Source organism: Halorientalis pallida (genome assembly GCF_049605515.1).
GTDB classification, from domain to species: Archaea; Halobacteriota; Halobacteria; order Halobacteriales; family Haloarculaceae; genus Halorientalis; species Halorientalis pallida_A.
Genome location: NZ_CP187158.1, coordinates 793,549 through 818,555, shown reverse-complemented (window position 1 = coordinate 818,555; position 25,007 = coordinate 793,549). Strand labels below are relative to the sequence as shown.

Genomic DNA, 25,007 nt, shown 5'->3' with positions numbered 1-25,007 from the left:
CCCCGTCGCCCACCGTTAAGGCCGGACGGGACCAAATGCGAGTATGCTCACGGAGTTGCGCTGGCTCGCGCTGGAGGCCAAGTACCTCGACCGGGCCCAGTCGTTCTACGAGTCGTTTCTCGATCTGAACGTACGACGCGAACGGGACGCAGAAGTGGCCCTGGCAGCGGGCGAGACGGACCTGATCCTGCGCCGCCCGACCGACGTTCCGCGGGGCGGCGTCCACACCCACTACGCGTTCTCGACGCCGTCGGCGGCGTACGACGGCTGGTGGGACCGTCTCTCCGAATCCTTCGACCTCGTGGAACACCAGTTCGGGGACGCCAAGTCGCTGTACTTCTACGACGTGGACGGGAACTGCGTCGAGGTCGGCCAGCGTGGCGAGGGAGCCGCGACCGACGGCATCACGGGTATCTTCGAGGTCGTGTTCGAGGTCGCAGACCTCGACCGGGCCGAGTCCTTCTATCGGGACCTCGGGATGGAGTTGATGGGGCGGGGCGACGACCGCAAGCGAGTTCGGCTGACGGCGGGGTCGTTCGACTTCGAACTCTGGGAACCACAGCTCGGTCTCGCGGACGGGCGCGGCGGCGTCCACGTGGACGTGGGGCTGGGAGTAGAGGATCGCGAGGAAGCAGTCGAAGCCGTGCGTGAGCGTGCACGGTCGGTGACCGAACTGGGCGAGGGTATCCGCCTCGAAGATCCCGACGGGCACCGGCTGACGCTCGTCTGAGTCCGTGAAAGCGGTTCCGTGTGGCTTCACCGGCTGAAGCCAGCCACAACCACGAGGTCGACACAACGCATATCAGCGAGATAGGAGATGGATCACATATCGTGTCCGACGTGCGAGACCCCGAGGGGCTCGCGGATCTGCTCGGTGACGAGTGCGTGCGCACCATCCTCGTGGAGGCCAAAAAGGAGCCTCGCTCCGCGTCCGAACTCAGCGACCGCGCGGGCGTCTCGGAGCCGACGGTCTATCGCCGCCTCGAACGACTTCGCGAGTACGATCTGGTTACCGAAGACATCCAGCCGGTCACCGACGGCAAAAACTACAAACTGTACCGGACACGGCTCGAGGGTATCGAACTCGATCTCGACGAGGACGGGTTCGAGATAACGATTTCGCGCCGTGATCGGATGCGTGACCGCTTCATGCAGTTCGTAGAGGGACCCTGATATGCTCGACATACTGCTCCAGTCGATCGACCTCGAAACGCTCCGCGTCGTCCGTCAGGCCAGCGAAGCGATCGTCATTCTGTTCGGGATGGCGATCAGCTACATCGCCTACACCGCGTACCGCGAGAACCAGAGCCGTCCCATGTTGTTCGTCGCCATCGGGTTCGTTCTGGTGCTGTTCGTACCGGGCGTTCTGGCGGTCGGACTGTACGTCCTCCTGGACGTTCCCGCACCGATCGTCAACAGCGCGAACCAGTTCGTCGAGATCGCCGGCCTGGGCCTGATTCTGTACGGACTGTGGACGCCGCGCCGGGACTGAACCAGTCCACCGGCGATCGGCGACGGCCTGCGAGTGTCCGGATCGACGCAAGTGCCGCGTCAGACGCGCTGGGACGGCGAATCCGTGGGGGGACGCCAGTCAGTCCCGTGACTCCCAGGTTGCCAGGTCGGTCCGGAGACCGAGCCCGCCACAGCGGTATCGGGCCCAGGCCAGCGTGGCGGCCATGCCGACGACGACGGTCGCCGCGTTGACCGCCCCGGGAATCCCGACGACTGCGTTCGGACCGGTAAACGTGAGGTCGAGAACGCTCGGGACCCGCTCGCTCTCGACCATCGTGAGCCCGAACAGGGTGTTGCCGGCGAGGTTGTACGCGATGTGGAGCCCGAGCGGTAACGCCAGGTCACCGGTGACGACGTACGCGGTTCCGAGTAATCCGCCCCCGATCAGGCTCCAGAACAGAAAGGCCACCGGCGAGGTGACCTGACTGAAGTGTACCACCGCGAACACCGCCGACGAGACGGCCCAGGCACCGATCAGGGCGGCCCGGTTCGAAAGGCGACCGAGCCCCTCGGCGGCGTTGGGGATGAACAGGCCACGGAACAGCAGTTCTTCGGAGATAGCGACACAGACCCACGCGACAGTCCATCCGAGGACGACCAGTGTGAACGGACGCGTGGCGGCCCCGACGTGGACGAAACCGGTCACCGTAACCCACCCGCCAGCGAGGAAGACGGCGAGCGCCAGGGCGTGAATCCCGATACCGATCACCAGTCCGGCGAGGAGATGCTGGAGACTGTCGGAGGCGAAGTGGATACCGTACGCAGACACGGTGCGGCGGTCGACGTATCGCGCCCAGACGATCAGCAGGCCGACGGCGAGGGCGGCCCGGAGCGAGTAAATCAGCAGGCTCCCGGCGGTCATCCCGAACCGGGGAGCGATCACGGCCGCGAGTATCTGGGAGCCAGCCAGAAAGGCGAGAAGCGGTACCAAGACACGCCAGAACGCTCTGATCCGTCCCTGTCTTCGATTGTAAAACGGTGCGAGCAGTGCCTGCCCCGCTCGCCGGACGGGACTGTCGCCTCTGTCGGCCGAGTCGAGGGCCGAACGTGCGGTGTCGTCCGTCGCGTCAGCGGGGGAACTCTCATTCGACATCTCCATTCGGGGGACGGTGCCCTACACATACGATATTGGCCGCCCGGCTTCAGCCGCTGAAGCCGGGCACAACCGATAGCGACCACCGTATCTGGGCCTGAACAGCGTCCGTCGGGTCACTGCCCGAGCAGATTCGTGCCAGCGGCCGCGTTGGACGGCTCGTCCACTTCGTGTCGGCGTCGTGGCTGTTCCGTCGCCGTGCATCACGTACCGAACGGTCCGCCGAGAGGTGACGGTCCCACGATCCGGTGTTCCCGGCGGGCCACGAGAGGGAGACCTGTCCCGACCCGTTACAGTCGCTCGGTGTCGATGACGACGCCCGGCGGCGTCACGAGCAGGAAGTCCCGGAACCGCATCAACTCGCCGCCCATCTCCGTCACGTCGCGGGCGAACCCCGAGGCGAGTTCGTTCACGTTCCCCTCCACGTCCAGCACGAGTACGGCACCGCCGTCGACCTCCGCGATCCACTCCTCGTCCGGCGTCGAACCGTCGAGGATGCCGAGCACGATCCGGCTCCCCTCGCGCTCGTCGTCGTCCATCTGGTCCTCGACCGCCTGCAGGTCGAGGTCGAAATCGCTCATACCGGCTCCCTCGCACCGGGCCGGCAAAAACCCCTCGCAACGTCTGACGACTCGGCCTCAGGTGAACAGCCGGAACGGCCGAAGGATGCGCTGGGGGAGGCCGTCGATCCGCTCACGCGCCCGCCGCCGTTCGGTCCGGAGTGTGTCGGTGAGGCTCCGGTCGTCCAGCCGCGACGTGTAGCGCTCACCGTCGCGTTCGATCACGTCCAGATCCAGGAGCGTGTCGAGTGCGTCCTCGATCCGTGACCGGGAGAGGTCGAGGGCGTCGTCCAGTTCCGCGACGGATTTCGGCCGTTCGTCGAGGGACTGGCCGACGATGGACGCGTCACCGAACCGGTCCATGGCGTCGGGTGCGCCGGGGTCGGTCCGGCCGGCACCGGACTTGAGGTCGTAGACGCCGTCGAGTGCCAACCACGCGCCGACGACGAGGAACGCCACTTTGAGAACGTCGTTGCCACCGGTGAACGCGAGGGCGTACGCGCCCAGTCCGATCAGTGCGAGGCCGAGCGGTAGCTTGCCCCAGCCCCGGTTGATCCCGTAGCGCCGCCGGACGTGGGGCCAGACCGTCGCCGCGGTGATTCCGACAGCCGCGCCACCGAGGCCGCCCGCTGAAATGTCGGTGAAATACCAGACGAGCAGGAGTGCCGTGGCGGTGCCGGCCAGTTCGAGCGCGAGCGAGTATCGCTTGAGGAGGGCGATGGGTCGCGATTGCGGGGACATGTCCGGTCGTCACGGTTCGAGTATCAAAAACGTTGACGCGGGCTGACTGGCTGGCCCGGTCGAACACGCCCGTGCTAATTAAACCCACACTGGATGTCGCACGGACAGTTTTATATACGATACGCGGTTTTGGAACAAGTGCTACAATGTCCAACGATACAGAGGGCACGTCGGGATCCCCGGCGGATCGAGTTCTTCCAGGGCACACTGGATTCCACTTCTGAGATAACAGAAGCACGCATTTTCGACACCACGCTGCGCGACGGTGAGCAGTCGCCACGCACGTCGTTCTCGTACGACGACAAACGTGAGATAGCGGCTGTACTGGACGACATGGGCACCCACGTCATCGAGGCGGGGTTCCCGGTCAACTCGGACGCGGAGTTCGAGGCCGTCCGCGACATCGCCGAATCCGCACAGAACAGTGAAATCTGTGGGTTAGCGCGCGTGGTCGACGAGGACGTCGAGGCTGCACTCGACAGCGGCGTCGACCTGGTACACGTGTTCGTGTCAACCAGCGACGTTCAGCTGCAAGACTCCATGCACGCCACTCGCGAGGAGGCCAAACAGGCCGCCGTCGAGAGCGTCGAGCGTGTCACGGAGGCCGGCGTCGAGTGCATGTTCTCGCCGATGGACGCCACGCGAACGGACGAAGACTTCCTGATCGAGGTCGTACAGGCCGCCGACGCTGCCGGCGCCGACTGGGTGAACATTCCGGACACCTGCGGCGTCGCCACGCCCCGACGGTTCTACGACATGGTCGAGAAGGTAGTCGACGCCATCGACGCGCGCGTGGACGTTCACACACACGACGACTTCGGGCTGGCAGCGGCGAACGCCCTGTCCGGCTTCGAAGCTGGCGCGAGCCAGTCGCAGGTGTCGGTCAACGGCATCGGTGAGCGGGCGGGCAACGCGGCCTACGAGGAGGTCGTGATGGCCCTCGAATCGCTGTACGACGTGGAGACCCACATCGACACGACTCGCATCACCGAGCTGTCGCGGCTCGTCGAGGACCGGTCGTCGATTCCGGTGCCGGCGAACAAGCCGGTGGTCGGCGAGAACGCCTTCTCCCACGAGAGCGGCATCCACGCCGCGGGCGTCATCGAGAACTCGGACACGTTCGAGCCGGGTGTGATGACGCCGGAGATGGTCGGGGCCGAGCGCGAGCTCGTCCTCGGGAAACACACCGGCCAGCACTCCGTCCGGGAGCGGCTGGTCGACGCCGGGTTCGACCCCACGGAGGAGGAAGTCCGTGAGGTCACTCGTCGCGTCAAAGACTACGGCGCCGAGAAAAAGCGGGTCACGATGGACGTGCTGGAGAAGTTCGCCCGTGAAGTCGGCGTCACCGAGGAGGAGGTCCGGGTCTAACATGGCCTCCCCTCGCGGTGTTCGCGCCCGTCAGCGGCTGGTAAAGGGCGTCACGACTCGGAAGAATTATGTCACTGGACGGGCCTACTCGGCATACGATGACCGCGCGTGCTGGACCCGGGAGCGCCCCCGACCCCAGCGGCGCGCTCGTGATTCTCGCGGGTATCGTAGGGGCCCTATAGCCCCTACACACGTTCTCACCCCGAATTCTGCAGCACAGTCGGTAGCGACCGGGAGGCGACACATGCAACGACCACGCACACAACGGACGGAGGAACCCACATGAGCGATAGCGCACAGACACCACACGCGGACGAAGTCGAAACGGAAGCGACGGACGACAGACCGGACGAACCCGAGGGCGAGAGCCACGTCGAACCCATCGAGACCGGCGCGGACGCGGTCGTCGCGGCCCTGAAATCGGCCGGCGTCGACTACCTGTTCGGCGTGCAGGGCGGGGCGATCATGCCCGTCTACGACGCGCTGTACAGCGAGTCGGACATGACCCACGTCACGATGGCCCACGAACAGGGCGCGGTCCACGCCGCCGACGCATACGGGATCGTCACCGGCGACCCCGGCGTCTGTATGGCGACCTCGGGCCCGGGTGCGACCAATCTGGTGACCGGCATCGCCGACGCCAGCATGGACTCGGACCCGCTGATCGCGCTGACGGGGCAGGTACCGACCGATCTGGTGGGCAACGACGCCTTCCAGGAGACCGACACCATCGGCGTCACGCAGCCGATAACCAAGTACAACCACTTCGCGGCCTCGCCCGACGAGGTAGGCGACGACGTGAGTACGGCCTTCGCGCTGGCCGACGAGGGCCGCCAGGGGCCGACGCTGGTCGACCTGCCCAAGGACGTGACCCAGCCCGAGACCGACGTGGAACCGGGCAAGCCGGAGACGCCGGACACGTACAACCCGCCGGAGAAGGCCGACGAAGACGCCGTCTCCGAGGCGGCCGACGTGATCTCCGACGCCGAACAGCCGATCATCCTGGCGGGCGGTGGCGTGATCAAGGCAAACGCCAGCGACGAACTGCGGGCGTTCGCCAAGGAACACGAGATTCCCGTCATGACGACGATGCCGGGCACCGGTGCCTTCGATCAGACTCACGAACTCTCGATGGGCATCGCCGGCATGCACGGCACCGGCTACGCCAACATGGCGATCACGCTGACCGACTGCATGCTCGCCATCGGGACGCGGTTCGACGACCGGCTGACCGGCGACGTGAAGACGTTCGCACCGGACGCCGACATCGTCCACGTCGACATCGATCCGGCCGAGATCAGCAAGAACGTCGAGGCCGACTATCCCCTGCTGGGCGACGCCAAGGCGGTGCTCGACCAGCTGGGCGACGCCATGACGGACTCGCCCGAGGCAGACGCGTGGCGCGAGCAGTGCCAGACCTGGAAGGACGAGTACCCGCTGGACTACGAGATGCCGGAAGACCGTCCGCTCAAGCCCCAGTACATCGTCGAGCAGTTCGACGAGGCCATGCCCGACGACACCATCGTCACGGCCGGTGTCGGGCAACACCAGATGTGGGCCTGGCAGTACTGGACCTGGACGGAGCCCCGGACGTGGGTCACCTCCCACGGCCTGGGGACGATGGGCTACGGCTTCCCCGCGGCCATCGGCGCGAAACTGGCCAAACCCGACAAGGAGGTCATCGCCTTCGAGGGCGACGGTTCCTTCCTGATGACGAGTCAGGAACTCTCCGTGGCGGTGCGGGAGAACCTCGACATCACCATCGTCGTCCTGAACAACGAAGCGGTCGGGATGGTCCGCCAGTGGCAGGACGGCTTCTACGAGGGCCGCCGGATGGCCTCGGAGTACCCGTGGGTGCCCGAATTCGACAAGCTCGCGGAGGCTTACGGCGCGCGCGGCTTCCGGCTGGAGGACTACGACGAGGTCGACGAGGTCATCGAGAAGGCGCTTGCCTACGACGGGCCGGCGGTCGTCGACGCGATCATCGACCCCGAGGAGAACGTGTACCCGATGGTACCCAGCGGCGGTGACAACAGCCTGTTCGCGCTGTCGGAAGACCATCTGGACGAGATCTAACGATGACAGGGAAACTTCCAGGGCCGGGCCCGGGCGAGCGGATGCGACCCGAGGGCCGGCGTAACGAGGACGGTATTCGCATCGATCCCGAAGCGGAGGCGAAACACGAACCGCGTCGCGCGGTGCTGTCGGCGCTGGTCGAACACGAGCCGGGCGTCCTCGCGGAGGTCTCCGGCCTGTTCAGCCGCCGGCAGTTCAACATCGAGAGTCTCACGGTTGGTACGACCGTCGACGAGTCCCGTGCCCGGATGACAATCGTCATCGAGGAGACGCGGCCGGGGATCGAGCAGGCCAAAAAGCAACTGCGGAAGCTGATCCCCGTGGTCTCGGTGCGGGAGCTGGCCGACGATTCGGTCCAGCGCGAACTGGTGATCGTGAAGGTCAACGGCGAGGAACCGGACAAGGTCCACGCCATCACCGAGATGTACGGCGGCGAGACCCTCGACGCGGGGCCCCGAACGATCACCGTCGAGATCACCGGCAACGAGCAGAAGATCGACGACGCCATCGACGCGTACAAGCAGTTCGGCATCCGGGAGATAGTCCGGACCGGCTACGCGGCGCTGGCCCGGGGCGAACAGCAGACAGCGGAAATCGAAGACGAAGTGAAACTGACTGCGGACACAGAGGTGCCAGCCGACGATGACTGACGAATTTACCAACGAGATCTACTACGACGACGACGCAGACGTGTCGCACATCGAAGACAAGACCGTGGCCGTGCTGGGCTACGGGAGTCAGGGCCACGCCCACGCGCTGAACCTGCAGGACAGCGGCGTCGACGTGGTCGTCGGCCTCCGGAAAGGGTCGTCCTCGCGCGAGGCCGCCAGCGAGGAAGGACTGGAGGTCACGACGCCGGTCGACGCGGCCTCGCGGGGTGACATCGTGAAGATGCTCGTTCCCGACACCGTCCAGCCCGCGGTCTACGAGCAGATCCGCGACGAACTCGACGCCGGCGACACGCTCCAGTTCGCCCACGGGTTCAACATCCACTACGGCCAGATCGAACCGCCGGAAGACGTGGACGTGACCATGGTCGCGCCCAAGTCCCCCGGCCACCTCGTGCGCCGCAACTACGAGAAAGGCGAGGGGACGCCCGGCCTGCTGGCGATCTACCAGGACGCGACCGGCGAGGCCAAGGAAGAAGGACTCGCCTACGCGAAGGCCATCGGCTGTACGCGCGCCGGCACGATCCAGACCACATTCCGCGAGGAGACCGAGACCGACCTGTTCGGCGAGCAGGCCGTCCTCTGTGGCGGCGTGACCGACCTCGTGAAGGCCGGCTTCGAGACGCTCGTCGACGCGGGCTACTCCCCGGAGATGGCCTACTTCGAGTGTCTGAACGAACTCAAACTCATCGTCGATCTCATGTACGAGGGCGGCCACATGGAGATGTGGAACTCCGTCTCCGACACCGCCGAGTACGGCGGCCTCACGCGCGGTGAGGAAGTCATCGACCGCGAGGGCATGGAGGAGATCCTCGAAGGCGTCCAGAACGGCGAGTTCGCCCGCGAGTGGATCAACGAGAATCAGGCCAACCGGCCGGCCTACAAGCAGTACCGACAGGCCGAACAGGACCACCAGATCGAGGAGGTCGGCGCACGTCTGCGCGACCTCTTTGCCTGGGGCGAGGAGCAAGAATGACCGAGGAATCCGACCGACAGACGATGCGCGACGTGGACCACACACCGCCACACGGCGAAGGCGCCGAACGTGCCTTCGAGCGTGGCACCGAAGGACGAGCTGAGACAGTATGAGCGAAGGAACTCTGTACGACAAAGTCTGGGACCGGCACAAGGTGACGACGCTGCCCAACGGGCAGGACCAGCTGTTCGTGGGCCTGCACCTCATCCACGAGGTCACGAGCCCGCAGGCGTTCGGGATGCTCCAGGAGCGCGACCTGGAGGTCGCCCGGCCCGACCTGACCCTGGCGACGGTCGACCACATCGTCCCGACCGCGGACCAGTCCCGGCCCTACAGCGACGACGCGGCCGAGGAGATGATGTCGGAACTGGAGGAGAACGTCCGGGACGCGGGCATCGAGTTCCTCTCGCCCGAGACGGGCGAGCAGGGCATCGTCCACGTCATCGGTCCGGAACAGGGGCTGACCCAGCCCGGCAAGACCATCGTCTGTGGCGACAGTCACACCTCGACCCACGGTGCGTTCGGCGCGCTGGCCTTCGGCATCGGGACCAGCCAGATCCGCGACGTGCTGGCGACCCAGACCATCGCGATGGAGAAGCAGAAGGTCCGGAAGATCCAGGTCGACGGCGAACTCGGCGACGGCGTCGAGGCCAAGGACATAATCCTGGAGATCATCCGCCGTCTGGGCACGGAGGGCGGCGTCGGCTACGTCTACGAGTACGCCGGCGAGGCCATCGAGGACCTCGGCATGGAAGGCCGGATGTCCATCTGTAACATGTCCATCGAGGGCGGCGCTCGCGCGGGCTACGTCAACCCCGACGAGACCACCTACGAGTGGCTGGAACAGACGGACTACTTCCAGGAACACCCCGAGAAGTTCGAGGAACTCAAGCCGTACTGGGAGTCCATCCGCAGCGACGAGGACGCCGAGTACGACGACGTGGTCCACATCGACGCCGACGAACTGGAACCCGTCGTCACCTGGGGGACCACGCCCGGACAGGGCGTCGGCATCACCGACCCCATCCCGGCCCCCGAGGACCTGCCGCCGGAGAAACAGGACACCGCCCGACGCGCCCAGGAGCACATGCGCGTCGAGCCCGGCGACACCATGGAGGGCTACGAGATCGACGTGGCCTTCCTGGGGTCGTGTACGAACGCCCGCCTGCCCGACCTGCGCCGCGCGGCGAAGATCGTCGAGGGCCGCCAGGTCCCCGACGACGTGCGCGCGTTCGTCGTCCCCGGCAGTCAGCGCGTCCAGAAGGCCGCCGAGGAGGAAGGCCTGAAGGACATCTTCACCGAGGCCGGGTTCGACTGGCGTAACGCCGGCTGTTCGATGTGTCTCGGGATGAACGAGGACCAGCTGGAGGGCGACGAGGCCTGTGCCTCCTCGTCGAACCGCAACTTCATCGGCCGGCAGGGGAGCAAGGACGGCCGGACGGTCCTGATGAACCCCCAGATGGTCGCCGCGGCGGCGATCAACGGGGAAGTCACAGACGTGCGCGACCTGGAGGAGGTGGTCAGTGTATGAGTCGGGAGGACGAACGGCGCGAGGACGACCGCGGGGAGTCCTCGGATGGTCGAGCGGCGAAGCCGCGAGACAGTGAGTCCTCCGAACGGGCGAGCGGAGAGCGAAGCGAACCGCGAGCCGATGGCGGTGAGGAAGTCGAGATCCCCGAAGTCAAGGAAGTCACGGGCTCGGGCATTCCGATCCGCGGGAACGACATCGACACCGACCAGATCATCCCGGCGCGGTTCATGAAGGTCGTCACCTTCGACGGCCTCGGGGAGTTCTCCTTCTTCGACCAGCGGTTCGACGACGAGGACGAGCCCAAGGACCACCCGATGAACGAGGACCGGTTCCAGGACGCCAATATCATGGTCGTCAACGCGAACTTCGGCTGTGGTTCGTCCCGCGAACACGCGCCCCAGGCGCTGATGCGCTGGGGTATCGACGCGTTCATCGGCGAGTCCTTCGCCGAGATCTTCGCGGGGAACTGCCTGGCGCTGGGGATGCCGACGGTCACGGCCGATCAGGAGACCATCGAGGACCTGCAGGACTTCGTGGACGAGAACCCCGACGCCGAAATCGACATCGACGTGGCCGCAGAGACCGTTACCTACGACGGCAAGACCGTCGACGTGACCGTCGACGAGGGCCAGCGGAAGGCCCTCGTGGACGGCATCTGGGACACGACAGCCCTGATGAAGGCCAACCAGCAGGCCATCTCCGAGACGGCCGAGAGTCTGCCCTACGTGTAGTCGGCGGACTGACCGCTGAACCCGTCGAATTTTCCGCAGTCTCGACGGGATGCGAGCAACTGTCGTCGATCCGCGTCTCACAGCGTCGAGTTCACTCGTCGGAGTGGACCCAACATCTATTGTCGACGTATCGGGATATGGTCGCTATGATACCGGACGGAGACGACGTTTCGAATGCGCTCTGCCGTCGGAGATTGCTCGCCGCAGGCGGCCTCGCCGTCGCTCTGGCGGGCTGTGTCACTGATCCGGAGGGCAGTACCGACACTCCGGAAGCCGATGCCGATACTGGCGACCCGGAAGCCGTCGTCGAACGGTTCTTCACCGCGCTCGACGACGAGGATATCGAGCGGGTGAACAGCCTCATCCACGAGGACGCCCCGACCGACGGGATCGGGGAGGCAGTTCAGGAGGAGTTACGGTACGTGACCTTCTCGATACAGGGGATAGAGACCCGCGAGGAGACCGACGAGCGGGCGACCGTACACGTCGTGTACGAGCTGACCGACGAGGAACGGGGCAGGACGGTGGACAAGGAAGGGACCGTCGAACTACGGACCGGCGACGATGGCTGGAGAATCGTGGGTATCGAACCGCCGATCTTCGGTGCGAGCGTCGCCCAGACGGCTCCGAGTGTCTCGTTTTCGTTCGATCTGCGCGCGGACGGAACGCTCGTCATCACTCACAGCGGCGGGGAGGCGGTATCCGGCGATGGGGCGGTCGCCCAGATCGACGGCGACCGTGTCGACGGTGTGTTCGAGGCCGGCGAAACTTACACTGCCGGAGACAGCGTTCGCGTCCAGCCGCCGGGCGGGGAGTGGAACGGACAGGAAGTCAAAATTGTGTGGGAGTCCGGCGGGAGACCGAGGGTGTTGGGGAGTTACACGACCCCGGAGTAGCGTGTCGAACGGACGGAACTCGTGGCGTCACGACACGGCACCCCTGCTGGAACCCGTTCCGGGAGAGTCCCCGGCCGCCCGCTCGATGTTCCGGGAAACCGCAAGCCTATTCGCTCGGGCACTCGCCTGACGTGGTAATGACACACCGGATCGCGGTCATCCCCGGCGACGGTATCGGCGGCGAAGTCGTCCCTGCGGCCATCGAGGTCCTCGAAGCACTCGATCTCGGCTTCGAGTTCGTCGACGGTGAGGCGGGCGACTACGTGAAAGAGGAACGCGGCGAGGCGCTCCCACAGGAGACCTACGACCTCGCGGCCGAGGCCGACGCGACGCTGTTCGGCGCGGCGGGCGAGACCGCGGCCGACGTGATCCTCCCGCTCCGGGAGGCCGTCGACTCGTTCGCCAACGTCCGCCCGGCCCGCGCGTACCCGGGCGTGGACGCGGTCAAACCCGAGACCGATCTCGTGTTCGTCCGGGAGAACACCGAGGGGGTCTACGCCGGCATCGAGGACGACCTGACCGACGACGTGACGACGCTCACCCGACTGATCACCGAGTCGGCCTCCCGGCGGATCGCCGAGTACGGCTTCGAGTACGCCGAGGAGAACGGATTCGACGACGTGACGGTGGCGCACAAGGCAAACGTCATGCGAAAGACCGACGGGCGGTTCCTGGAGGCCTGCGAGGCGGTCGCAGCGGAGAGCGGCTACGAGTACGACGACGCGCTGATGGACGCGCTGGCGATGCACCTCATCATGCACCCCGAGGACTACGGGGTCGTGATCTGTCCGAACCTCGCGGGCGACATGCTCTCCGATCTGGCGGCGGGACTCGTCGGTGGGCTCGGTCTGCTCCCGAGTGCGAACATCGGACCGGACAACGCGCTGTTCGAGCCGGTCCACGGGTCGGCACCGGACATCGCCGGTGAGGGCATCGCGAACCCGGCGGCGATGATCCTGAGCGCGGCGATGATGCTCGATCACCTGGGCTACGGCGAGGAGGCGACGCAGGTCCGGGATGCAGTTACGGCCGTGCTGGAGGACGGGCCGCGGACGCCGGATCTCGGCGGGGACGCGACGACCACGGACGTGACCGAGGCAGTCCTCGACGCGCTGTAGGCGGTCCAGTCACCGTTCCCAGGCGGACCGACAGCGGTCGGAGCAAAACGAGTGAAAGCGGAGGGTCCCGTCACCCGCCGTCGCCGTCTCGACGGGATACCATTCGTTCGTGTCGATGCCGGTGCCACAGTGTTCACAGACCGTCGTCGTGGGTGCTGCGTTCATGTTCGATGGTCTCCGGGGCGGAGACGACTCCTGGCTCACCTGTGATTCCCTGGTCCGGTTCTCGCCACGCCCTCGAACGTGGCCTGGTCCTGGGGTTCGCCGTCGACCGTGATCGTCCCGTCGCCCTCGATCACGATTTCGTGCCCCCAGGCCTCGAACACGACGGTAAGACCGGTCCCGGACTGGGACGAAGCGACGAGTGCGTCCAGCGCGTCGGGGTCGACGAACGCGAAGACGGGCTCGGACAGGTCGACGGGGTCGACGCCTTCGACCCGGGCGACCGCGTTGACGACCGACTCGACGATGGGTTTGTTCGATCCTGGTACGCCACTGGTGTCGCTGAAACTCGCACGCATGATTCCAGGTAGAACACACGGTACCATCTCCGAAGTCGATACTCACGATATAGATAACCGTCGCCGACACGGGGCGTTATCAGTATAACACCGTGGGCCGGTCTGGCCGTCTGGGGACCCCTATCGGTCGCTCAGCGATCCAGTGCCTCGCTCTCGACCACGTTTCCCGACAGGAGCCAGTCGAACACCGTCCGCTGGGCGACCCGGAGATGGCGGTTCACGGCTGGCTGTGAGACGCCGAGGGCGTCCGCGATGTCCTGGCCCGTACTCTCGCGCGGTCGCTCGAAGTAGCCGCTCAGGTGGGCCGTCGCCAGGACTTCGCGCTGGCGCTCGGTCAGGTCGCTCAACACGTCGCTCCGGAGTTGTTCCTCGCTGCGAAGCTCTCGGGTCACGTCCCTGCGAGCGATCAGTTCCGTCGTCGGGTAGCTCGCGCGGACGGCATCGACCAGTTCCCGGACGTGGATGTCGTGAGACACGTCGACGATCAGGTCCATCTCGCCGCCCTCGACGGTGAGGTCCCGCGGGAGGCCGCCGTGTTCCAGCAGGGTCCCAAGGACGGTCACATCGGCGAATTCGACCTCGTACACTTCGCTGTCGCGTTCGCCGACGTGGCGGTGATCGGCGACCGCGACTGCCTGGCGGAGTGCGGTGACGACGGCCGCCGAATCGGCGCCGGAGATCGTGAGGAACGCACGCAGTCCGTCGGCGGTCCATGTGTTGACCCCTTCGAGCCGGATCGTACAGTCGAGGGTCCGAGCGAGCGAGACCAGCGGACTCGTCTCGTCGTCGAGGCGGAGTTTGAGTCGGATGGCGTCGTCGCCCAGCAGTGACTGTTTCGTCTCGATTCCGTTGATCGCGTTGGCGATGGTCTCGCCCAACTCCGCGAACACTGGGCGCTCGGTTTCGCCGAAGGCGTCGCTCTCCGCACCGTAGACTGCCAGCACACCGTAGGTGTAGTTCTCGTACTCGAGCGGGACGGCCACGACCGACCGGAAGCCCCGGAGCAGTGCCGCCTGCCGCCACGGTTCGTCGTGGAGTCGGTCCGACACCTGCGAGACGATCACCGGCTCACCGTCGTCGAGCGCGCGGGAACTCGGCTCGCTGGCGTCCGCGCCGAGGGTATCGAGGTACTCGCCGCCTTCGCCGGCCCAGGTCCGTGGTGTCACATCGTCGGTGGCCGGATCGAACTGGCCGATCCAGGCGAACCGATAGGACCCCTCCGAGACCAGCCGCTCGCAGACGGACTGTTCGATCTCGGTCCGCGTAGTCCCGTCGACCAGTGCCTCGTCGACCCCGCGGATCACCTCGTTGATCTTCACCTGCCGTTTCAGCCGGCGGTTCTGTGTCTCGAGTTCGGCGTCCCGGGCCCGGAGGTTGGCCTCGCCCTCCACTCGGTCCAGGGCGGCCTCGGCCGAGGTTCCGAACAGTTCGAGGACGCGCCGGAGGTCGCCGTCGAATCCGGTCGGATCGGTCGAGAGCGCGATCAGGAGGGCGTGGTCGCCGAGTGGGACGGCCAGGCCGCTCCGACTTCCCTCGTCGGCCAGGACTGCCAGGTCGGTGGCGTCGAACACGGTCGTCTCGCCGTCGAGGAACGCCGACCAGGGCGCGGCACCTGCCGTGTCCGGATCGGACAGGCGGTCCGCGACGAACTGCTCGGTGAACCCGTCGGTCGACGCGGTTCGGACGAGGTCGCCGTCCTCGTCGAGCAGGAAGACGCCGATGTTGGCCGTCTGCAGGACGTCCGCGGCGGCACAGACGACGCGATCACACACCGCCTCCTTCGAGTCCGCGTTGATGAGTTCGCGGGTCGATCCCTGCAGCGTCGTGAGCAACTGCTCGCGTTCCTCGCGGTCGATGGTGGCCAGCGCGTAGCCGAGCGTTTCGCCGAGTTCGCCCAGTACCGTCTCCTCGCGTTCGTCGAACGCGTCCGGTCGGGACGCGAACACCGAGAGCAGTCCGTAGGTGGTGTCCTCGAACGTCACGGGGATGATCGCGAGCGACCGGACGCCACACTCGAACGCGGCTGACTCCCAGGCGTGGAGGCGGTCGCTGGCCCGCAGGTTCTGGATCACCTGGACCGAGCGGGTACGGATCGCCTCGCGCCCGGGCCCGTCGGGGGCCGTCCCCATCGCCTCGATCACGTCGATTCGCTCGTGTTCGCCCGCACCGGTCCGTGGGACGAAGGTGTCGGTCGTCGGATCGTAGCCCGTGACGGTCGCGAACCGGTAGGCCTCCGAGGCGGCCAGTCGATCACAGACGACCCGTTCCGCCTCCTCGCGGCTCTGGGCGCGGATCAGGGCCTGGTCGATGTCCCGGATGACCGCGTTGATCCGGTTCAACTCGTCGAGTTCGTCCCGCTGGCGTTCGATCTTGCGCTCGCGTGCGACCCGATCCGAAACGTCCCGTCCCATCCCGGCGACGCCGATGAGTTCGCCGTCGTCGTCGACGACCGGACCGCCGCTGAACTCGTGGGGGACACGCTCGCCGTCTCGCGTTCGCAGGTTCGCCTCGACGTGTTCGATGCGGCGGTCGGAGACGACCGTTCGGAGCGTGTCGGCGACGCGGGCGCGGTCTTCGGGCGCGAGAAATTCGAGCGGATCCAGGTCCTCGATCTCCGCGTCGCTGTAGCCTGTCGCCGCCGGGACGCGGTCGTTCCACCTGAGAAACTCGCCGTTCTCGTCGAAGGCATAGAGCAGGTCCGGAACGGCCTCGAAGATGGCTTCCACCAGCGCGCGCTCCTCTCTGAGTCGGCGCTCGCGCTCGCGCTGTTCGCTCACGTCGCGGACGACACCGACGTTCCCGAGGAAGTGGCCGTCGTCCTCGACGATTGCGAGGCGATTCTCGCATGGAATCTCTTCGCCGTCCGGTCGCACGATGGTCTGGTCCATGGTCCCGACGTGGCGGTCGTCGTCGGCCAGCAACTCCCGGATCAACCGTCGGCCGCGCCTCACGTCCGCGTCCGGGAGGACAGTCGAGACGTGCCGGCCCACCAGGTACTCCCGCGGGTATCCCGTCAGGTCCTCGGTGGCATCGTTGACCGCGACGAAGCACCCGTCGGCATCCATCAGGTAGATCCCGTCTTCGACCGTGTCGAGGATCGTCTCGTAGCGCTGGAGAATGTCGTCGTACTGCTGTGGATCGGTGTGGGCCGGGTCCGGCGACCGGTCCAGGACGATGCCACCGTCTCGCTGTGTCGATTTCCCCGCGCCGTCGGCCGAAGCCGTGTCGGCCAGCGACCGCATCGTGGGTGAACTGCCGTCGCTCCCGGGCCTCGAGTCGCCCCGTTTCATGCGGGCCAGTAACTCCGGCCCGTCCGGGCCGACCAGCCGTGGCACCGTCTCGGGGGTGACGACGCCCGTCGCACCCGCCGCGAAGAGAGCGTCGTCGGCCTCGCTCCGCTCTTCGACGACGGCGACGACCGGTGTGTCGGGTGCCGCCTCGGTGACCCGTTCGATCAGCGTCGGTGTCACCCCGTCCGCGGGCTCGGCTGTCAGCACGACCGTCTGACCACCGGCGAGGGCGTCGAGGGCCGCGGTTTCGTCGGCCACCTCGCGTATCCGTCCTCCCTCTTGTCCCGCGACCGCTGTCGGCACTGTCACGTCGGACCGTGCGACCAACAGGATCGGGTCTCGGTCGGTCATGTGAACCTCGTCCGAACCTCGTGGTCCCTCGGCGACAGCCATACAAACGCTTGCCTGATCCGGTACGCAAGGGTGAACAGGCCGTACTAACGCCGGGGCCTGGTCGGTACCGTCCCGCAAGCACGTCCGGTCGTGATCCAGTGAGGCGGAAGGGAAAGCGGTACCCCGTCGCCGGGCTGTCGGTTCGGCCGCGGCGACGTGGAACTTAACTGAATGGGCGGAGTCAGTGTTAGTGTATGCCACGTGTGGATCTCGACGAGGAGACCATCGAGCGACTGGACGGCCTCCGGATCGAAGACGAGAGCTACGACGAGGTCATCAACGAACTCATCAACATCTACCAGGCCGAGGAGTTGACGCTGTACCGCGGCAGCGACGAGGACTACTGATCCGACTCGGCGGCCGCGGCCCGGACGGTACTCCACCTGCCGGTCTCTTCGAGGTGAGCCTGTAACTCGGCGGCGTACTCGTCGGCGAGCCGCTCGGCCGTCGCCAGGCGCTCCTCGTCGAGTTCGTCGTCACCGCCGTCACCACCGAGTCCGAGGGCGTCCTTGATGCCGCCGAGCACGCCGCCGCCAGCGTCGCGACCGCCCGGACCGCCGGGCCCGCCCGGGCCGGCCATCGGGTGTTCGTCCATCGAGTCCAGTTCCGGGATGACCGACGGGAGCGCGCTCGTGTCGGCGACGAGCTCCGCCTCGTCGTCGGCCGGGCTCTCGATCTCGAACTCGATGGCGGTCATGACCAGTCCCCACTGCTGGCGGGAGAACGGCGACGATTCCACGCGGTCGGTGAACTGCTGGTCGACCGTCATCCGGTCGCCGACGATCCGGTCGGTCCAGTGTTCCATGCGTCGACTGTGGCGGCCGAGTGGCTTCAGCGTTGTCACGGCCGCGTCGCTCGACGGTCGGTCGTGAAGAAACGGTGTCCGCGGCGGACGAAGCGTGTCGGTGCCACCCCCACGTGGCAACTGGGTCCCCACCCATGGTGCGTCGTCCGACAGGCCGAAGCCTGTAACACGGTGCCCCCCGGTCGCTGGTCCCACCCCCCGACCGAAGTAGCAACTAATTCAATCCGCCCATCCCCACTGATGCTGTCGCCGGTTATGGACGGTCGTTTATTACAGTGGGGGTCGTTGACACGCCGGCACCCCGAAAAACAGCGCCGTCGCAGTTACAGCTCGTTCAGGTCGACCGACTCGTCACCGTCGAGGACGTGGACCGCGGCGTCACTGCCGGTCGCCGCCACCTCGTCGACGAATCGGTCGGTGTCGATCTCGATGGGCGGGAACGTGTCGTAGTGCATCGGGAAGACGTGATCCACGTCGAGCCAGTCGGCCGCGACGGCGGCCTGCATCGGGCCCATGGTGAAGTGGTCGCCGACGGGCAGGGCCGCGGCGTCGGGTTCCAGGTACGGGCCGATGACCTCGCGCATCTCGGTCATCAGGCCGGTGTCGCCGGCGTGGTAGAACGTCGTCGAGTCCGCGTCGGACACCTGCGTCGGTACGGTGTCGCTGATGACGTAACCAGCACAGTTGCCCCCGCTGGGGGCGTTGAAGCCACCTTCGAGGCCGTTCGTGTGGTCGGCGCGGTGCATCGTGACGTAGGCGTCGCCGAACTCGACGGTGCCGCCGAGGTTGAACCCGACAACGTCGTCCTCGGCGAAATCGTGTTGTTCGGCGAGGTGGCCGACGACCTCGGGCGTCCCGCCGAGCGTGGCGTCGGTGTACTCGCCCACGTCGGCGACGTGGTCGTCGTGGCCGTGTGTCACGAGTACCACGTCGGGGTCGAAGTCGGCGGCCTCGGCGTCGGTCTTGGGGTTGTCGAAGAACGGGTCGATCAGGATGTCCGTGTCACCGACCGAGACACTCCAGGTCGCGTGACCGTGCCAGGTGAGTTCCATTGCAACGCGTCGGTTGGGTCGAAGCCCACTTAACGGTACAGGAGCCTGCAGAGCCGACCGCCTCAGCCCCGGAGATAGCGGTACGAGCCCGCGGCCACGACGGCCAGAATCGCCGCCCCGAGCGTGAACCCGCCGAAGGTGCCGTCCGAGGCCATCACCGTCCGGTCGGGCGTCGCAGTCTCCGTCGCCGTCGTGGTGTCGGTCGCCGCGGCGGTGGTCGAGGTGCCATCGGTCGCGCGCCCCGTCACTACTCCAGCCGTCGACACGATGGCGAGAATCACCAGCAGGCAGCAGGCCAGTCGGAACACGTGCCGGTGTAAGTGATGAGTGCTTGTAAACGCTTATCAGGCGGCGCTCCGATTCGCGGGACATGAAACGCGTGCGCTTCCGGGATTCCGCGGGCAACGTGCGTGGGGGTCGCTGGACCGTCGAGAACGGGGAGGAACTGGTGACGGCCGCGGCCGGACCGTACGGGCGCATCTCTTTTGGCGACGAGAAGTTCGCTCCCGACGACGTCGAGATTCTCCCGCCATGTGAACCCACGAAGATCGTCTGTGTCGGCCTCAACTACGCCGATCACGCCGCCGAACGGGACGCGGACGTGCCGGATCGGCCCCTGCTCTTTCTGAAGCCGCCGAACACGGTCACCAGCCACAACAAGGAAGTCACGCTCCCGGCTGACAAGGCACGCATCGACTACGAGGCCGAACTCGCCGTCGTCATCGGCGAGCGGTGCAAGGGCGTCAGCGCCGACGAGGCCATGGACTACGTCTCCGGCTTCACCTGCCTCAACGACCTCTCGAACCGGGACGACCAGGAGGTCGAACAGAACTGGGTCCGCGGGAAGGCCTTCGACGACGCCGCACCCATCGGCCCGCTCGTCTCGACTCCGGAACACGTCCCCGAGGACGCGACCATCGAGTGTCGCGTCAACGGCGAAGTCAAACAGCAGTCCTCCCGCGACCAGTTCATCTTCTCCGTCCCCGAACTCATCGAGGAGATCACGACCTACATGACCCTCGTACCCGGCGACGTGATCTCGACGGGTACCCCCGCCGGCGTCGGTCCGCTGGCCGACGGCGACGAGGTGGAGGTCGAGATCGAGGGTGTCGGCACCCTGCGAAACACCGTCCGGATTCCCTGAATCGCCGATTCTCGGTTCTCCCGCCACTCCTCCCAGCCACGGGTGTCCGTCGGCCGACACCAGAAGCCATAAGTTTAGGCTCACCTAATCCCGGCCGAGATGGATCGACGGCCGAGCGAGCGGGCTGACGTGTGCGTCGTCGGGGCGGGACCGGCTGGCGCGCTCGCCGCGCACCGACTCGCCGAGCGGGGCCACGAGGTGGTCGTGCTGGAGGCGGGGCCGCGGTTCGAATTCGAGTCCCGGCTGGATCGGATGGAGCGGGCCATCAGGCCCGCTCACTCCGATACCTCGGTGTGGGACATGGGCGGCGAGCGGGACGCCTACAGTTCCAGCGGCGAGATGTTCTACCCCCTCAATTCGGCCCGCGTCAAGGGGATCGGTGGCTCCACCCTCCACTGGCAGGGGATGGTGATGCGCCACCACGAGGCCGACTTCGAGCGCCGGACCCGGGACGGCGTCGCCGCCGACTGGCCCATCGGATACGACGACCTGAAGCCCTATTACGCCACAGCCGAGACGGAACTGGGTGTATCGGGGGCCTCGGACAACCCGTTCGCGCCGCCGCGGGACGAACCGCACCCGCTCCCCGCGTTCGAGCCGTCCTACAGCGACTCGCTGTTCGCCGAGGCCTGCGAGCGACTGGGCGTCGTCATGCACTCGGTCCCGAACGCCCGCAACTCCGAGGGCTACGACGACCGGAGCGCCTGCGTCGGCTACGGCACCTGCAAACCGGTCTGTCCCTCCGGCGCGAAGTACAGCGCCGACGTACACGTCCGGAAAGCCGAGGACGCGGGCGCACGCGTGATCGACCGCGCGCCGGTCCAGGAACTCGTCACCGACGACGCAGGGCGGGTTGAGGCCGCCCGCTACGCCACGCCCGACGGCGAGACCCACAGCCAGACAGCCCGGGAGTTCGTTCTCGCCTGTGGCGGCGTCGAGATTCCCAGACTGTTGCTCATGTCGCGCTCGCCCGATCATCAGGACGGACTGGCCAACAGCTCCGGCCTCGTCGGCCGCTACTTCACCGAACACCTCTTTTGCGGTGCCGGTGGCCTGCTCGACGAGCGAACCCGGCAGAACCACGTCGGGTTCATCACCAGCGAGTGCCACCAGTTCTACGACGAACCGGGCCAGGCCACCGAGGGGACCGACGGTGGAATTCCGGGAAGCGACGCGGACCTCGGCCCGATGAAGCTGGAGTTTTTGAACTACGCCGGCCCCTCGCCGGTCGAGCTGGCCCTGACCGCCGACGAGTTCGGCGACGACCTGCTCGACTCGCTTCGGGATGCGTACGGCAACAACATCGCCATGGGCGGCCTGGTCGGGCAGTTACCCAGGAAGGAAAACCGCATCACGCTCGACACGTCCCGGACCGACGACCACGGCAATCCGGTGCCCGACATCACGTGGTCGCTGGATGCCCGGACGAAACGGACGATCCGCCGGGCCAACGAGATTCAGCACGCGATTCTGGAGGAACTCGGCGTCGACATCGGCTGGACGGTCGGCCCCGAGAACACCGGCCCGGCGTTCCACCACATGGGGACCACGCGGATGGGCACCGATCCAGCGGAGAGCGTGGTGAACCCGCAACTCCGGACCCACGACGTGCCGAACCTCTCGGTGGCCTCCAGTAGCGTGTTCGTCACGCCCGGTGCATTGAACCCCACGCTGACCATCGCGGCGCTGTCGCTGAAGTGTGCGGATCACGTCGACGAACGGCTGTAGGAGAACGGTTTCGGCCGGATCAGACGCCGCCCAGGAGCAGGCCGGCGACCACGAGCAGGCCGAGCGCGGCCACGGAGCCGCCGAGGAAGAAGGGTCGGGCGTTGTTCGCGGGTTCGCGGAGCTTCCGTTCCGCGAGGCCGTCGCTGATCTTGCTGGTGCCGACCTCGACGAGGCCCGCCAGCGCCAGCCAGAGGACGATCATGGCGATGACGAGGTAGCCCCGCGTTGTGCCAGTCAGCCGTTCGACGGTGTAGATGTTTCCAGCGAGGTGGCCGCCGGTCAGGAACAGGACGAGCGCGCAGGCCCGCGAGAGCGTGAGCAGGCGGCTCGTGATGTCGGCGAAGGGGTCGGTGTCGATACTGCCCTCCCGGGCGATGGGGAGGACGCCGTAGGTCATGAACAGGACGCTGCCGGTCCAGAGGCCGGCGAACAGCATGTGGATTACGTACCCGATTGTCAGGTCGATAGACGCCATACCCGAGTGCTGGGGGCATCACCTCTTGAAACTGGTGAGTTCCGGCCGCCTCGTTCAAGCAAACTTAAGAATCGGGGTCCGTTTTGCTCGGACATGGAACCACGGGACCTGTCGGACCACTCCGTCTATCGGGCCGGGCGGGGGATCGAAGAAGTCGCCCGGGAGCTGGGACTCGATCCCGGCGAGCTGGTGAAACTCTCCTCGAACGAGAACGTACTGGGTCCCAGCCCGAAGGCGGCCGCCGCGATCCGCGAACACGCCGACTCGGTACACCTCTACCCGAAGAGTTCACACACCGACCTGATCGAGCGCCTGGCCGACGACTGGAACCTCGCGTCCGAGCAGGTCTGGCTGGCAAACGGCGGGGACGGCGTCCTCGATTGCCTCTCGCGGGCACTCATCCGGCCGGGCGAGCGCGTGCTGGTGCCGCGCCCGGGTTTCGCCTACTACGCCATGAGCGCCCGCTACCACCACGGCGAGGTGGCGACCTACCGCCTGTCGAAGGCCGACGACTTCGAACAGACGGCCGACAGGGTGCTCGACGCCTACGATGGCGAGCGCATCGTCGCCGTCACCAGCCCGCACAACCCGACCGGCTCGGTCATGCCGCTGGACGAGGTGGCGCGACTGGCCGACGAGACCGGCGAGGACACGCTGATCCTCGTCGACGAAGCGTACGGCGAGTTCGCGGACATCGAGAGCGCGGTCGACCTCGTCCGCGAGCGCGACGACGTGGCCGTCCTCCGGACGTTCTCGAAGGCCTACGGCCTGGCCGGGATGCGCCTGGGCTACGGACTGGTCCCCGAGGACTGGGCCGACGCCTACGCCCGGATTCACACCCCCTTCGACACGGGCGAACTCACCTGCCGGGCGGGGCTGGCGGCGCTCGACGACGACGAACACATCGAGCAGACCGTCGAGATGGTCGAAGACGCCCGCGAGTACCTCTACGAGAACCTCGACGCCCGGACCTGGGAGAGCCAGGGCAACTTCGTGCTGGCCGAAGTCGGTGACGGCGAGGCGGTCACCGACGCCGCCCAGCGCGAGGGGATCATCGTGCGGGACTGTACGAGTTTCGGCCTGCCCGAGTGCATCCGGATCACCTGTGGCACGCCCGAGCAGATGGAACGGGCGGTCGAGGTCCTCAACGGGGTGATCGACGCGTGAGAGTCGCGGTCACGGGCACGCCCGGGACGGGCAAGACCACCGCGACGGACCTCGTCGAGTCCGACCTCGAACTCGTTCACCTCAACGAGGTCATCCGCGAGGAAGGGCTGGCCACCGGCCGGGACGAGGACCGCGACAGCCTCGTGGCCGACCTCGACGCCGTGGCCGACTGGCTGGGCGAGCGGGACGATCTCCTGCTCGACTCCCACCTGGCCCACCAGCTGGACGTGGACCGCGTGGTCGTCCTGCGCTGTCACCCCGAGGAACTCGAACGCCGACTGACCGAACGGGGCGAACCAGCGGCGAAGGCCGAGGAGAACGCCGAGAGCGAGGCGCTGGACGTGATCCTCGCGGAAGCGGTCGAGCGCCACGGCGAGGAGTCGGTCTACGAGATCGACGCGACGGACCGGGACCCCGAGGCAGTGGCCGGTGAGATAGAGCGCGTGATCGACGGCGAGCGCGAACCGAGCGCCGGGACCGTCTCGTTCATCGAGTATCTATGACGCTGGACAGACTCAGGCCGCTGGCCGACCGCGCGCTGACGCCGTTCGTGAGTGCGTCGAGCAGATTGGGTGTGACGCCCAACGTCGTGAGCGTGATCGCCTTCCTGCTGGCGGCCGGTGCTGGCGGTGCGTTCTATCTCGGGGGCGGTGGCCGGACCGGCGCGACCGACCCGATCTGGTACCTCGTCGGCGCACTCTTGGTCTTCCTGAACGGCTGGCTGGATCTGCTCGACGGCGCGCTGGCCCGGCGACTCGGGACCGACTCGCGGGCAGGAGACCTGCTGGATCACGTCCTCGACCGCTACGCCGACATCGTGATGATCGTCGGCCTGGCGGCGGGGGTCGACCGCTACCCGCTCGGGCTGGCGGCCGTCACCGGCGTCCTCATGACCTCCTATCTCGGCACGCAATCACAGGCGGTCGGGCTGGATCGGGTCTACGGCGGCCTGCTCGGGCGAGCGGATCGGCTCGCGTTGATCGGCGTCATCGGCCTGTACTCGTTCGTCATTCCGGCGGAACTCTACGGATTGACGGCGGTCGGCTGGTTGCTCGTGGTCTTCGCCGTCGTCGGTCACTTGACGGCGCTCCAGCGGTTCGTCGGCGCGTTCCGGGCACTGTCCTGACGGCCGTCTCGACGGCTGTGTCGCCTGGCGTACGAT

At 66.8% G+C, this 25,007-nt stretch carries 27 protein-coding genes; 17 read left to right on the top strand and 10 right to left on the bottom strand.

The features are described from left to right. Positions 1-43: 43 nt before the first annotated feature. The 3 genes from ACOZ4N_RS05835 (at position 44) to ACOZ4N_RS05825 (ending at position 1,492) form a co-directional block, all read left to right on the top strand. Entirely contained in the window at positions 44-730 is a 687-nt protein-coding gene (locus ACOZ4N_RS05835; RefSeq protein WP_424018990.1) for a VOC family protein, read from the top strand. A gap of 101 nt (positions 731-831) precedes the next feature. Further along, a complete protein-coding gene (locus ACOZ4N_RS05830) occupies positions 832-1,173 on the top strand; it encodes an ArsR/SmtB family transcription factor (RefSeq protein WP_424018989.1) in 342 nt (113 codons plus the stop codon). A gap of 1 nt (position 1,174) precedes the next feature. Then, entirely contained in the window at positions 1,175-1,492 is a 318-nt protein-coding gene (locus ACOZ4N_RS05825) for a DUF7521 family protein (RefSeq protein WP_424018988.1), read from the top strand. Positions 1,493-1,591: 99 nt separating this feature from the next. Here the strand turns inward: ACOZ4N_RS05825 and ACOZ4N_RS05820 are convergent, their stop codons facing one another. The 3 genes from ACOZ4N_RS05820 to ACOZ4N_RS05810 all read right to left on the bottom strand — a co-directional run bounded on the left by ACOZ4N_RS05820 (position 1,592) and on the right by ACOZ4N_RS05810 (position 3,906). Beyond that, positions 1,592-2,605 (bottom strand): lysostaphin resistance A-like protein, encoded by a 1,014-nt coding sequence (locus tag ACOZ4N_RS05820; protein ID WP_424018987.1) that lies wholly within the window; start codon positions 2,603-2,605, stop codon positions 1,592-1,594. Between the two features lie 290 nt (positions 2,606-2,895). Beyond that, entirely contained in the window at positions 2,896-3,186 is a 291-nt protein-coding gene (locus ACOZ4N_RS05815) for a DUF5779 family protein (protein WP_424018986.1), read from the bottom strand. 57 nt (positions 3,187-3,243) lie between these two features. Further along, positions 3,244-3,906: a hypothetical protein gene (locus tag ACOZ4N_RS05810; protein WP_424018985.1), complete on the bottom strand. Its 663-nt coding sequence runs from the start codon at positions 3,904-3,906 to the stop codon at positions 3,244-3,246. A 93-nt stretch (positions 3,907-3,999) separates the two neighbouring features. Here ACOZ4N_RS05810 and ACOZ4N_RS05805 point away from each other — a divergent pair, with 93 nt between their 5' ends. The 8 genes from ACOZ4N_RS05805 to ACOZ4N_RS05770 all read left to right on the top strand — a co-directional run bounded on the left by ACOZ4N_RS05805 (position 4,000) and on the right by ACOZ4N_RS05770 (position 13,270). Beyond that, positions 4,000-5,274: a LeuA family protein gene (locus tag ACOZ4N_RS05805; protein ID WP_424018984.1), complete on the top strand. Its 1,275-nt coding sequence runs from the start codon at positions 4,000-4,002 to the stop codon at positions 5,272-5,274. 282 nt (positions 5,275-5,556) lie between these two features. Beyond that, complete coding sequence (ilvB, locus tag ACOZ4N_RS05800) at positions 5,557-7,350, top strand: biosynthetic-type acetolactate synthase large subunit (RefSeq protein ID WP_424018983.1); 1,794 nt, start codon at positions 5,557-5,559, stop codon at positions 7,348-7,350. Positions 7,351-7,352: 2 nt separating this feature from the next. Continuing rightward, entirely contained in the window at positions 7,353-8,000 is a 648-nt protein-coding gene (ilvN, locus tag ACOZ4N_RS05795; protein WP_424018982.1) for an acetolactate synthase small subunit, read from the top strand. Then, a complete protein-coding gene (gene ilvC / locus ACOZ4N_RS05790; protein WP_424018981.1) occupies positions 7,993-8,994 on the top strand; it encodes a ketol-acid reductoisomerase in 1,002 nt (333 codons plus the stop codon). Before ilvN ends, ilvC begins: the two co-directional genes overlap by 8 nt. A gap of 109 nt (positions 8,995-9,103) precedes the next feature. Beyond that, positions 9,104-10,525: a 3-isopropylmalate dehydratase large subunit gene (gene leuC, locus ACOZ4N_RS05785; protein WP_424018980.1), complete on the top strand. Its 1,422-nt coding sequence runs from the start codon at positions 9,104-9,106 to the stop codon at positions 10,523-10,525. Further along, the gene (gene leuD / locus ACOZ4N_RS05780; protein WP_424018979.1) at positions 10,522-11,256 is read left to right on the top strand and encodes a 3-isopropylmalate dehydratase small subunit; all 735 of its coding nucleotides are present in this window, start codon (positions 10,522-10,524) and stop codon (positions 11,254-11,256) included. The genes leuC and leuD overlap by 4 nt, the downstream gene beginning before the upstream one ends. A 146-nt stretch (positions 11,257-11,402) precedes the next feature. Further along, positions 11,403-12,152: a hypothetical protein gene (locus ACOZ4N_RS05775; RefSeq protein WP_424018978.1), complete on the top strand. Its 750-nt coding sequence runs from the start codon at positions 11,403-11,405 to the stop codon at positions 12,150-12,152. Between the two features lie 137 nt (positions 12,153-12,289). Further along, complete coding sequence (locus ACOZ4N_RS05770) at positions 12,290-13,270, top strand: isocitrate/isopropylmalate dehydrogenase family protein (RefSeq protein WP_424018977.1); 981 nt, start codon at positions 12,290-12,292, stop codon at positions 13,268-13,270. A 9-nt stretch (positions 13,271-13,279) separates the two neighbouring features. Here the strand turns inward: ACOZ4N_RS05770 and ACOZ4N_RS05765 are convergent, their stop codons facing one another. The 3 genes from ACOZ4N_RS05765 to ACOZ4N_RS05755 form a co-directional block, all read right to left on the bottom strand. Beyond that, positions 13,280-13,435, bottom strand: coding sequence for a DUF7576 family protein (locus ACOZ4N_RS05765; RefSeq protein WP_424018976.1), 156 nt, complete (start codon positions 13,433-13,435; stop codon positions 13,280-13,282). A 35-nt stretch (positions 13,436-13,470) separates the two neighbouring features. Continuing rightward, complete coding sequence (locus ACOZ4N_RS05760) at positions 13,471-13,818, bottom strand: HalOD1 output domain-containing protein (protein WP_424018975.1); 348 nt, start codon at positions 13,816-13,818, stop codon at positions 13,471-13,473. A gap of 104 nt (positions 13,819-13,922) precedes the next feature. Further along, positions 13,923-17,432: a PAS domain S-box protein gene (locus tag ACOZ4N_RS05755; RefSeq protein ID WP_424018974.1), complete on the bottom strand. Its 3,510-nt coding sequence runs from the start codon at positions 17,430-17,432 to the stop codon at positions 13,923-13,925. Positions 17,433-17,668: 236 nt separating this feature from the next. Here ACOZ4N_RS05755 and ACOZ4N_RS05750 point away from each other — a divergent pair, with 236 nt between their 5' ends. Then, entirely contained in the window at positions 17,669-17,821 is a 153-nt protein-coding gene (locus ACOZ4N_RS05750; protein ID WP_424018973.1) for a DUF7557 family protein, read from the top strand. Here ACOZ4N_RS05750 and ACOZ4N_RS05745 read toward each other — a convergent pair. The 3 genes from ACOZ4N_RS05745 to ACOZ4N_RS05735 form a co-directional block, all read right to left on the bottom strand. Continuing rightward, positions 17,815-18,279 (bottom strand): DUF5799 family protein, encoded by a 465-nt coding sequence (locus tag ACOZ4N_RS05745; RefSeq protein WP_424018972.1) that lies wholly within the window; start codon positions 18,277-18,279, stop codon positions 17,815-17,817. The two genes, ACOZ4N_RS05750 and ACOZ4N_RS05745, sit on opposite strands and share 7 nt — an antisense overlap. A gap of 323 nt (positions 18,280-18,602) precedes the next feature. Continuing rightward, a complete protein-coding gene (locus tag ACOZ4N_RS05740) occupies positions 18,603-19,331 on the bottom strand; it encodes a metal-dependent hydrolase (RefSeq protein WP_424018971.1) in 729 nt (242 codons plus the stop codon). Between the two features lie 62 nt (positions 19,332-19,393). Continuing rightward, positions 19,394-19,639, bottom strand: coding sequence for a hypothetical protein (locus ACOZ4N_RS05735; protein WP_424018970.1), 246 nt, complete (start codon positions 19,637-19,639; stop codon positions 19,394-19,396). 62 nt (positions 19,640-19,701) lie between these two features. Here ACOZ4N_RS05735 and ACOZ4N_RS05730 point away from each other — a divergent pair, with 62 nt between their 5' ends. Both ACOZ4N_RS05730 and ACOZ4N_RS05725 read left to right on the top strand, forming a co-directional pair. Further along, on the top strand, positions 19,702-20,475 hold the full coding sequence (locus ACOZ4N_RS05730) for a fumarylacetoacetate hydrolase family protein (protein ID WP_424018969.1): 774 nt from the start codon (positions 19,702-19,704) through the stop codon (positions 20,473-20,475). Positions 20,476-20,574: 99 nt separating this feature from the next. Then, a complete protein-coding gene (locus ACOZ4N_RS05725) occupies positions 20,575-22,203 on the top strand; it encodes a GMC family oxidoreductase (RefSeq protein ID WP_424018968.1) in 1,629 nt (542 codons plus the stop codon). A gap of 19 nt (positions 22,204-22,222) precedes the next feature. Here the strand turns inward: ACOZ4N_RS05725 and ACOZ4N_RS05720 are convergent, their stop codons facing one another. Then, positions 22,223-22,678 (bottom strand): transporter, encoded by a 456-nt coding sequence (locus ACOZ4N_RS05720; RefSeq protein ID WP_424018967.1) that lies wholly within the window; start codon positions 22,676-22,678, stop codon positions 22,223-22,225. Positions 22,679-22,771: 93 nt separating this feature from the next. On the opposite strand from ACOZ4N_RS05720, the gene hisC reads away from it, so the two are divergent. From hisC to ACOZ4N_RS05705, 3 genes are read left to right on the top strand one after another with little or no spacing between them, the layout of a single operon-like run. Then, complete coding sequence (gene hisC / locus ACOZ4N_RS05715; protein ID WP_424018966.1) at positions 22,772-23,845, top strand: histidinol-phosphate transaminase; 1,074 nt, start codon at positions 22,772-22,774, stop codon at positions 23,843-23,845. Then, positions 23,842-24,348, top strand: a complete 507-nt coding sequence (locus ACOZ4N_RS05710; protein WP_424018965.1) for an adenylate kinase family protein — start codon at positions 23,842-23,844, stop codon at positions 24,346-24,348. Before hisC ends, ACOZ4N_RS05710 begins: the two co-directional genes overlap by 4 nt. After that, positions 24,345-24,971 carry a CDP-alcohol phosphatidyltransferase family protein gene (locus ACOZ4N_RS05705; RefSeq protein WP_424018964.1) on the top strand — a complete coding sequence of 209 codons (627 nt, stop codon included), beginning with the start codon at positions 24,345-24,347 and terminating at the stop codon, positions 24,969-24,971. The genes ACOZ4N_RS05710 and ACOZ4N_RS05705 overlap by 4 nt, the downstream gene beginning before the upstream one ends. Positions 24,972-25,007: the final 36 nt, after the last annotated feature.

What these genes read in the sequence shown, in the direction of transcription:
- ACOZ4N_RS05730 (WP_424018969.1), top strand. Translation starts at nt 19,702, where the DNA reads ATGAAACGCGTGCGCTTCCGGGATTCCGCGGGCAACGTGCGTGGGGGT.
- ACOZ4N_RS05765 (WP_424018976.1), bottom strand. Translation starts at nt 13,435, where the DNA reads ATGAACGCAGCACCCACGACGACGGTCTGTGAACACTGTGGCACCGGC.
- ACOZ4N_RS05745 (WP_424018972.1), bottom strand. Translation starts at nt 18,279, where the DNA reads ATGGAACACTGGACCGACCGGATCGTCGGCGACCGGATGACGGTCGAC.
- ACOZ4N_RS05770 (WP_424018977.1), top strand. Translation starts at nt 12,290, where the DNA reads ATGACACACCGGATCGCGGTCATCCCCGGCGACGGTATCGGCGGCGAA.
- ACOZ4N_RS05725 (WP_424018968.1), top strand. Translation starts at nt 20,575, where the DNA reads ATGGATCGACGGCCGAGCGAGCGGGCTGACGTGTGCGTCGTCGGGGCG.
- ACOZ4N_RS05775 (WP_424018978.1), top strand. Translation starts at nt 11,403, where the DNA reads ATGATACCGGACGGAGACGACGTTTCGAATGCGCTCTGCCGTCGGAGA.
- ACOZ4N_RS05705 (WP_424018964.1), top strand. Translation starts at nt 24,345, where the DNA reads ATGACGCTGGACAGACTCAGGCCGCTGGCCGACCGCGCGCTGACGCCG.
- leuC (WP_424018980.1), top strand. Translation starts at nt 9,104, where the DNA reads ATGAGCGAAGGAACTCTGTACGACAAAGTCTGGGACCGGCACAAGGTG.
- ACOZ4N_RS05805 (WP_424018984.1), top strand. Translation starts at nt 4,000, where the DNA reads ATGTCGCACGGACAGTTTTATATACGATACGCGGTTTTGGAACAAGTG.
- ACOZ4N_RS05810 (WP_424018985.1), bottom strand. Translation starts at nt 3,906, where the DNA reads ATGTCCCCGCAATCGCGACCCATCGCCCTCCTCAAGCGATACTCGCTC.
- ACOZ4N_RS05835 (WP_424018990.1), top strand. Translation starts at nt 44, where the DNA reads ATGCTCACGGAGTTGCGCTGGCTCGCGCTGGAGGCCAAGTACCTCGAC.
- ilvN (WP_424018982.1), top strand. Translation starts at nt 7,353, where the DNA reads ATGACAGGGAAACTTCCAGGGCCGGGCCCGGGCGAGCGGATGCGACCC.
- ACOZ4N_RS05740 (WP_424018971.1), bottom strand. Translation starts at nt 19,331, where the DNA reads ATGGAACTCACCTGGCACGGTCACGCGACCTGGAGTGTCTCGGTCGGT.
- ilvB (WP_424018983.1), top strand. Translation starts at nt 5,557, where the DNA reads ATGAGCGATAGCGCACAGACACCACACGCGGACGAAGTCGAAACGGAA.
- leuD (WP_424018979.1), top strand. Translation starts at nt 10,522, where the DNA reads ATGAGTCGGGAGGACGAACGGCGCGAGGACGACCGCGGGGAGTCCTCG.
- ACOZ4N_RS05815 (WP_424018986.1), bottom strand. Translation starts at nt 3,186, where the DNA reads ATGAGCGATTTCGACCTCGACCTGCAGGCGGTCGAGGACCAGATGGAC.
- ACOZ4N_RS05760 (WP_424018975.1), bottom strand. Translation starts at nt 13,818, where the DNA reads ATGGTACCGTGTGTTCTACCTGGAATCATGCGTGCGAGTTTCAGCGAC.
- ACOZ4N_RS05820 (WP_424018987.1), bottom strand. Translation starts at nt 2,605, where the DNA reads ATGTCGAATGAGAGTTCCCCCGCTGACGCGACGGACGACACCGCACGT.
- ACOZ4N_RS05825 (WP_424018988.1), top strand. Translation starts at nt 1,175, where the DNA reads ATGCTCGACATACTGCTCCAGTCGATCGACCTCGAAACGCTCCGCGTC.
- ACOZ4N_RS05750 (WP_424018973.1), top strand. Translation starts at nt 17,669, where the DNA reads ATGCCACGTGTGGATCTCGACGAGGAGACCATCGAGCGACTGGACGGC.
- ACOZ4N_RS05755 (WP_424018974.1), bottom strand. Translation starts at nt 17,432, where the DNA reads ATGACCGACCGAGACCCGATCCTGTTGGTCGCACGGTCCGACGTGACA.
- ACOZ4N_RS05720 (WP_424018967.1), bottom strand. Translation starts at nt 22,678, where the DNA reads ATGGCGTCTATCGACCTGACAATCGGGTACGTAATCCACATGCTGTTC.
- hisC (WP_424018966.1), top strand. Translation starts at nt 22,772, where the DNA reads ATGGAACCACGGGACCTGTCGGACCACTCCGTCTATCGGGCCGGGCGG.
- ilvC (WP_424018981.1), top strand. Translation starts at nt 7,993, where the DNA reads ATGACTGACGAATTTACCAACGAGATCTACTACGACGACGACGCAGAC.